1 pseudogene is annotated in these 1,921 nt (G+C 51.0%); it reads right to left on the bottom strand.

What is annotated here, in order from left to right:
• Positions 1 to 218: 218 nt before the first annotated feature.
• Positions 219 to 653 (bottom strand): annotated as a pseudogene (locus ACMX3H_RS18775) (ABC transporter substrate-binding protein); the annotation flags it as partial.
• Positions 654 to 1,921: the final 1,268 nt, after the last annotated feature.

Here is a 1,921-nt window from a genome sequence, read left to right as displayed (position 1 = left end):
ACTTAATTTAATGTTTTATATAATTATTTTTATTTAAAGATGATGCTCAAAAGGCGTTTAAACGGCTTTCAAACTTACTCAAACTACAACCAATCCAGTCCAGAATATAGTGCAAAAAAATCATTTTCTGATCATTTTTTTGCAATGAGTCCAGAATCCTTAAAATCGTTGTAAGCCGCGTCAATAAAGGGCTTACGACTAATCCAACGTTCCCTTTGATAGTCCAGAAATGCTTGCCACCCCACAGGAGACGCGGTTTTGGGGTCCGCCAGTCGGCGCCAACTGTAGACGAAATCCTGCGTGGTGACCGGATCGCCATTGGACCATTTGGCGTTTTGCCGAAGATGGAACGTCCAAAGTTTGAAATCCTTGTTTTCCCAGCTCTCCGCCACGCCCGGCTGGGCCCGGCCCTGCAGGTCGTTAATAATGAGGCCTTCCAGCACATCGCGGTTGACGTTGGATTCGGGAACCCCTTCGATTTTGTGAGGATCAAGGGATTGCAGCTCGGCACCATTGCCACGTACCAATTCCTGTTTGTCGCTCAACTGCACGCCGGCGGGAACGTCCGCGGCAAAAGATTGTCCAGCAACGCCCATTCCCATGGCGGTAAACACGGCCGCGGCAAGAAGCGTTTTTTTCGTGATGTTGGTCATTAGTGATGCACTCCTGTTTTTTTATTATTGCACGGACCCCTGTCAAGCCCTCTGCAGATTCCCGCTTTGCGGGTATAACGCACCTCAAGCCCGCTGCGGCGAACGAAGCCGCAAGGCTAAAGGTATGATATTCGGTATTAACCCTGGCATGTTAAACAAGGCGCCGCGCCACCGTAAAAAGGTTGCGACGGCAATCTCGGAACACACCTTGGCAATGCGCGTGGCCTTTATCATGGTGATTTCAACTGCAATGGGCCATATATCAAATAATTAAGCTATCCCAACGGCGTCTGAAACACATAATGTCAATATATTGACAGTAATTAGAATAATTAGCTAATAATAAGATTAATAACACTAATAACTCTGGGTTGCATCGTGACAAGTCCCTTGAACGCGAACGGTTAAAAAAAAACCTACCGTGCAGGGTACTACTTATATATGGCTGAAAAACCATAAAAAGTTTTTTTTCTTGCCACACGCCGCGCGAAAATCATTTCACCCCCCCCTGCCGCAAAATGGTGCACGCTTGACGCCTCATTGTGCAATCCGCCTTATTTCAAGGCTGGTTTCCCGGCGCAAATAATTCACGCGGCGAAACACGCGCATTTTTCCCGCCGCCGGCTCGGCAGTCAGCGCTTATCTCCCCCTACCGATACCGGATAGAGCGTCGCACTGCCCGACGTCTGACGCTTTCCGAGCGGCTAGTGGCATTTCCATTCGGCGTCTGGCGTTTGCCGTTTGCCGATTTGTTGTTTGAGCATTCGCCATTTTGCATTTGGCTTTGGCATTCGGCGTTGGACATTCGGCTTACGGCATCCGTCGTCGGGCGTTGACGGTCGGCGCTTGGTGCTTGCTGTTTTCCGTTCGGTATTTGCCATTGCCCAGCGGCGTTTAAGGTTTAAGTCGAAGGAGCCAGCACTCACGAGCCGGTCTGTCCTTGGCGGCAAGGCCCCTACCCGGGCATGCCCCCGGCAGCGCCTGCCTGGGGGGCAGACCCGCATTGCCATCATGGCTTGCGATCCGGTAACACCCAACGCTGTCCTCCGCTCGCCTGACGGCCACTGTTGCGCCGGATAGCCCGACCGCTGCCATTGCGCGCGATAATCCGCGTATCGGCTGTCCTTGGTAAGCGTACGCCCAGCGCCGTCTGTTAATTCTCCATCAAGTTATTGAAGATGATGTCCATTATTTTTTTAATGGGCGCAATTCATGAAACAAACCCCACCAAAACCCTCAAGACGTCGTCCCAATTTCCCGCTGGACTT

The organism is Sodalis sp. (in: enterobacteria) (assembly GCF_047607725.1).
Taxonomy (GTDB): domain Bacteria; phylum Pseudomonadota; class Gammaproteobacteria; order Enterobacterales; family Enterobacteriaceae; genus JBLKSS01.
Note: the sequence above shows the minus strand (reverse complement) of the source record. Positions and strands in the feature narration are given on the sequence as shown.